3 protein-coding genes are annotated in these 2,953 nt (G+C 40.2%); 2 read left to right on the top strand and 1 reads right to left on the bottom strand.

Going from position 1 to position 2,953, the window contains the following annotated elements:
• Positions 1–173 precede the first annotated feature (173 nt).
• Positions 174–1,802, top strand: coding sequence for an acyl-CoA carboxylase subunit beta (locus E1176_RS03070; RefSeq protein WP_155209111.1), 1,629 nt, complete (start codon positions 174–176; stop codon positions 1,800–1,802).
• A gap of 46 nt (positions 1,803–1,848) precedes the next feature.
• Entirely contained in the window at positions 1,849–2,691 is an 843-nt protein-coding gene (locus tag E1176_RS03065) for a transglutaminase-like domain-containing protein (RefSeq protein WP_155209110.1), read from the top strand.
• Positions 2,692–2,694: 3 nt separating this feature from the next.
• On the opposite strand, the gene E1176_RS20460 is transcribed toward E1176_RS03065, so the two are convergent.
• A partial coding sequence (locus E1176_RS20460) for a thioredoxin domain-containing protein (RefSeq protein WP_484494455.1) occupies positions 2,695–2,953 on the bottom strand: 259 nt, incomplete at its 5' end.

Genomic DNA, 2,953 nt, shown 5'->3' with positions numbered 1-2,953 from the left:
GAGTTTTGACTCACTGGCTACTCATCTTGACAATGCCCCGAAAGATTTTTTCTCACCTTTTGGTAGAAAGAGAGAGAAAATTGAGCGCAAAAGAGAAAAGGCTAGAAGGGAAGCCGAAGAAGACAAGTAGCCAACCATTTACCGATCACTTAACCAATAACATTAAAATTTTAATGGAGGATATTGAATTCAATAGAAACGAGGATCAGCTAAAGCAAAAATTATTTCAGCTTAGCGAAAAAGCAAAAAAGACTAAACTTGGAGGAGGAGAAAAGAAAATTGCTTCTCACCATAAAAAGGGAAAGCTCACTGCCCGTGAAAGAATTGAATACCTTACTGACGATAAAAGTGAATTTTTAGAAATAGGTCTCTTTGCAGGAGATGGCATGTACGAAGATGTGGGCGGCTGCCCTTCAGGAGGTGTAGTTACTGGAGTTGGTTATGTGCAGGGCAGGCAGTGTGTAATTGTGGCAAATGATGCTACTGTAAAAGCCGGAGCCTGGTTTCCGATTACTGCAAAAAAGAACATGCGTGCACAGGAGGTGGCCATGGAAAATCGACTACCAATAATATATCTTGTCGATAGTGCAGGGGTTTTCTTGCCAATGCAAAATGAAATTTTTCCTGACAAAGAGCACTTTGGAAGACAGTTTAGAAACAATGCTAAAATGTCCTCCATGGGTATTGTGCAAGTAGCTGCTGTAATGGGTAGCTGTGTGGCTGGTGGGGCATATTTGCCTATCATGTCAGATGAGGCTATGATTGTCGATAAGACAGGCTCCATATTTTTAGCAGGCTCATATCTAGTAAAATCAGCCATAGGTGAAAGTATCGATAATGAAACACTTGGTGGTGCTACTACGCATTGTGAAATCTCAGGTGTTACTGACAATAAGTTTGAGAGTGACGAGGCTTGCCTCGACTATATAAAGTCTATCTTCAATAGGATTGGCAAATATGAAGAGGCTGGTTTTGATAGAGCTAAGCCAGCAAAGCCAAAACTTAAAGAGAAAGAGATACTTGGTATTATACCGGAAAGCAGAGTTAAGCCATACGATGTAAGGGATGTAATCCATCGCTTAGTCGATAAGTCTGAGTTTGATGAGTATAAAGAGCTTTATGGTCAGACTATAGTGTGTGGGTATGGAAGAATCGATGGCTGGGCAGTAGGTATAGTAGCCAATCAAAGAAAAGTGGTTAAAAGCAAGAAGGGCGAAATGCAGATGGGTGGAGTGATCTACTCTGACTCAGCAGACAAAGCTGCTCGTTTTATCATGAATTGTAACCAACGAAAAATACCATTGGTCTTTTTGCAAGATGTTAGTGGTTTTATGGTTGGAAGCAAAGCAGAACACGGAGGCATCATAAAAGATGGAGCCAAAATGGTAAATGCCATGGCTAACTCAACTGTACCTAAGTTTACTATAGTAATGGGTAACTCATATGGCGCTGGCAACTACGCCATGTGTGGTAAAGCTTACGACCCTAGATTGATATATGCGTGGCCAACTGCTCAAATAGCTGTTATGAGTGGGGCTTCAGCTGCAAAGACCCTTCTACAAATAAAAGTGGCAACACTTAAAGCAAAAGGTGAAGAAATCACTCAGGAAGAGGAAGAGAAATTACTAAAGGAGATTACAGATAAGTACAACGAAGAGTTGAGTCCTTACTATGCGGCTTCAAGACTATGGGTTGATGGTATAATCAGTCCACTAGAGACCAGAAATGTGATTTCTATGGGTATCGAAGCAGCCAACCACGCACCTGTGGAAAAATTTAATGTAGGGGTGATCCAAACCTGATCACCCCCAGCAAATGCTGAAATAGTTTTATTGAGAGGAAAAGTAGATGAAGAAAAGCGAGCTCCAGGCATTAATATCACTTCTTGATGATGAAGATCAAAAGATATTTACGCATATAGAAGAGAAGATAATTTCAATTGGTGAGACCATGATACCCATGTTGGAAACAGAGTGGGAGTCTAACCTCAATCCGCTGGTACAAAAACGAATTGAAGATCTTGTACATGCCCTTCAATACGACTCACTAAAAAATAAGCTTAAAGACTGGTTTGAATCAGATGATCCGGACCTTCTGAGAGGGATGTGGCTTGTAGCTACCTATCAATATCCAGATTTAGAATACAATAAGCTTAAGCAAGATTTGGAGCAGCTTTACTACGAGGCCTGGCTAGAGTTTAAACCCGATGCACATCCTTATGATAAGGTGAAGATTCTAAATAGTGTGATCTTCAATAAGATTAAGTATCGAGCCAATACCAAAAATTTTCATTCTCCCGGTAACTCCATGATCAATGTGGTAATGCAAACTAAAAAGGGTAATCCTATTTCACTTTGTGTTATTTACATGTTGGTGGCTCAAAAACTTAAATTGCCAGTGTATGGAGTTAATCTGCCCAATCTTTTTATTCTAACCTTTAAAGAAAAGGGAGGCACACAGTTTTACATCAATGCCTTTAGCAGAGGGCTTATTTTCTCACGTGATGATATTGACAATTACATCGCTGAGTTGCGCATGACACCTCAGGATGCCTTTTACGAGCCATGCACAACAAAAGATATTGTAAAAAGAACAATGCGAAATCTGGTAAATGCTTTCGAGAAAATAGGTGATCACGAAAAGTCTGAAGAGATTAAGACTTTGATGAAAGACACCATGGGTGAAACCTGATGGCTACTTTATAGTACAGCCTATTGGTCGCCCCCCGTCAGAAGCCGGTTTACCATTAAGTACATTATTGACATTATCTCTTAGGTATCTATCCTTTACATCATTCGCCACTTGCGGATTATTATCAATGGCACCATCGTAGAAGATAGAGAATTTATCACCAGCAGGCTTCAGAATAAATGCCTCAGGGCTTTTTCTGGCACCTAGTGCATTCATGGCTATTTTGTCTTTATCTACCAAGTACGGAATTTTAAGACCCCAG

The sequence above is a fragment of the Fulvivirga aurantia genome, from assembly GCF_009711475.1.
Lineage (GTDB): Bacteria > Bacteroidota > Bacteroidia > Cytophagales > Cyclobacteriaceae > Fulvivirga > Fulvivirga aurantia.
This window is presented reverse-complemented; position numbering and strand designations above follow the sequence as displayed.